This window comes from Allomesorhizobium camelthorni, assembly GCF_011045125.1.
Taxonomy (GTDB): Bacteria; Pseudomonadota; Alphaproteobacteria; order Rhizobiales; family Rhizobiaceae; genus Allomesorhizobium; species Allomesorhizobium camelthorni.
In genome coordinates this window covers 1-2,486 of sequence record NZ_JAAKZF010000210.1, presented here as the reverse complement: position 1 = coordinate 2,486, position 2,486 = coordinate 1, and the positions used below count along the sequence as shown (strand labels likewise).

Genomic DNA, 2,486 nt, shown 5'->3' with positions numbered 1-2,486 from the left:
TCATCTTGCATGTGCCGATCAGGCTGGCGAAACGGGCCCAATTACGGCCGCCTTCATCATGGCCGGCAAAGAGAGCATTGCGGCGGTTCATGGCTGGACTTCTGATCGCGTTTTCGACGAGGTTGGAGTCGATGTCGACGCGGCCGTCGTCCAGGAACAGCCGGAAGCCGGCCTGGCGTTTCAGCATATAAGCCATGGCCTCGCCGAGATCGGACTTGCGCGAGACGCGTGCGGCCTGAGCTGTCAGCCAGGTGAAGAACTCGTCCACCAGCGGGCGGGACAGGTTCTGGCGGACAGCCCGGCGATGATCGGGATCACAACCTCGGATGCTGTCCTCGATCTTGTAGAGGGCGGCGATGCGCAACAACGCCTCGTCGACGATGGGCGAACCCTTCTTTGGCTGGGACTTGATCAGTTTTCTGCGGCCATGTGCCCAGCAGAAGGCCAGCCTCAACGGATCGCCGCCCGTGCGTTTTGGCGTGGCGAGGTGGGAATAGCCGCCATAGGCATCTACCTGGATCGTGCCGTTGAAGCCGTCGAGGATTTCTGCGGCATATTCGCCTTTACGCCCAGGCCGATAATGGAACACCACGCCCGGCGGCGCAGATCCGTTCCAGCCGCGGTCGTCGCGCAGAATAGCCCAGAGATAGCCAGTTTTCGTCTTGCCGCGCCCGGGATCCAACACCGGAGCCGTGGTCTCGTCGACATATAGTCGTGAGCTACCCTGTTTCAGGACCATGGCCATGTGGTCAACCACCGGCGCGATCACAGCGCCCGTCCGGCCCAGCCAGTCGGCCAGGACGGTGCGGTCGATCGGCACTCCGTGTCGGGCCATGACCGCGGCCTGCCGGTTCAGCGGCATGTGTTCGGAATGCTTGGACACGGCGATCTGCGCCAATAGGGCTTCGGTCGGCCAGCTACCTTCCAGCAAATGCGCCGGCGCCCTGGCCTGAACCACGCCCGTGCGCCCCTTGGGGCAAGCGTATTTCGGGCGGATCGTGACGATCACCTGATAGCGCGCCGGGATAAGATCGAGCCGCTCCGTCCGGTCTTCGCCAATCCGGACCATGTTCCCGCAACCACAGGGGCAGGCAATGCTATCAGGCTCGATCACCTGTTCGACGCGCGGCAGGCTCTTGGGCAGCGCACGCGCCTTGCGTTGCCTGCGTGAAGCAGTCTTTTCGCAATTGGCTGTGCTGGCCGCGATCTTTTCCTCGACGAAGGCGATCTGGGCCTGTGTTTCGGCAATTGCCGTCTCCAGATCCTCCAGCGCCAGTTCCATCTGCGTCGGATCGAGCTTTTCCGACTTCGGCCCGAACTTCGTGCGGCGGTAGTCCTGAACCTGGCTCTCCAGCTTCTCGATCAGTTCCTTCAACTCGGTGATGAAGGCGTCCTTTTCAGCCACCACCGCCTGCTCATGCTGACGGGCCGCACGCTCGACCGACAGCTCGAACTGTACGGCCGCAAAGGCGTTCACCACCTCTGAAGGCAGGTCCGGGAACCGGCTGAGATCAATGGGCGCAGACATGCGCCTTCATAGCAAATCGAAGCAAAAAGCCCAATAAAACAACGCCAAAACCGAACAGGTGAGTCACCCTGCCGCAGTCGGCGGCGCTACCCGCTGCGCCACCACGCGTCGCCAGTCAAGACCTTCGAACAAGGCTTCGAACTGCCCCCGCGACAGCCGCATCGTTCCATCCTGCACTTTGGGCCAGGCAAAGCTGCCCTGTTCCAGGATTTTGTAGGTCAGCACCATTCCGGTGCCATCCCATACCAGGATTTTTAGACGATCCCCGCGCTTCGACCGGAAGATCACAGTGATCCCGGAGTGCGGATCAAGCTTCAACTCGGTCTGCACCATCAATGCCAGCGCCTGATGGCCACAGCGGAAGTCCACCGGCCGCGTCGCGATCAGGATCGGTAATCGTTGGCCCGCGACGATCATGCCGTCCCGCGCATCGCGCGCACCAAGGCCGCGACCCGATCAACCGGTACATCGCCGGGAACCCTCACCACCAGGTCTGCGCCTATTTCCACCGTCACGATCCCGGAAATGATCTCAACCGGCTCCGGAACCGGCAAAGCATCGGTAGCCGTCTTCGGCTCCGCCGTAATCGCAAGTGGCACAAAGGCGGGTTCGACAGGCCCGTTCTCAAAGGGCGGCACGGCCGTCATCAGTTCAGCAGGCAGCGTCAGAAGACCTTGACGCGCCTGCCGTCGCCAGTCCGAAAGCTGATGCGCAGCGAGATTATAAAGTCGCGCAACATCAACAACCCGCGCACCGGGCTGAAGGCTCTCCGCTACAATCCGCGCCTTCCGATCATTCGGCCATCGCCGGTTTCCACGACGAGGCTCGACAACTTCGCATCGCCCAACAAATCCCTCACCATCCGCCATGCCAAACTCCAGCTCTTGCCGAAAATCTTCTGGCAGAAACCTCAATGTTCAGAAACACGCGAAATCAATGGGATGTAGGCGGCGCATAC

At 61.5% G+C, this 2,486-nt stretch carries 3 protein-coding genes; all 3 read right to left on the bottom strand.

Going from position 1 to position 2,486, the window contains the following annotated elements:
• The coding region (tnpC, locus tag G6N73_RS35300) for an IS66 family transposase (protein ID WP_165034483.1) at nucleotides 1-1,528 on the bottom strand (1,528 nt) is incomplete at its 3' end.
• 63 nt (nucleotides 1,529-1,591) lie between these two features.
• Nucleotides 1,592-1,945 carry an IS66 family insertion sequence element accessory protein TnpB gene (gene tnpB / locus G6N73_RS35295; RefSeq protein WP_023751083.1) on the bottom strand — a complete coding sequence of 118 codons (354 nt, stop codon included), beginning with the start codon at nucleotides 1,943-1,945 and terminating at the stop codon, nucleotides 1,592-1,594.
• Nucleotides 1,942-2,397 (bottom strand): IS66-like element accessory protein TnpA, encoded by a 456-nt coding sequence (gene tnpA, locus G6N73_RS35290; RefSeq protein ID WP_165034482.1) that lies wholly within the window; start codon nucleotides 2,395-2,397, stop codon nucleotides 1,942-1,944. Before tnpA ends, tnpB begins: the two co-directional genes overlap by 4 nt.
• Nucleotides 2,398-2,486 lie beyond the last annotated feature (89 nt).

Coding starts and splice junctions, on each gene's coding strand:
- tnpB (WP_023751083.1), bottom strand. CDS start 1,945: ATGATCGTCGCGGGCCAACGATTACCGATCCTGATCGCGACGCGGCCG.
- tnpA (WP_165034482.1), bottom strand. CDS start 2,397: ATGGCGGATGGTGAGGGATTTGTTGGGCGATGCGAAGTTGTCGAGCCT.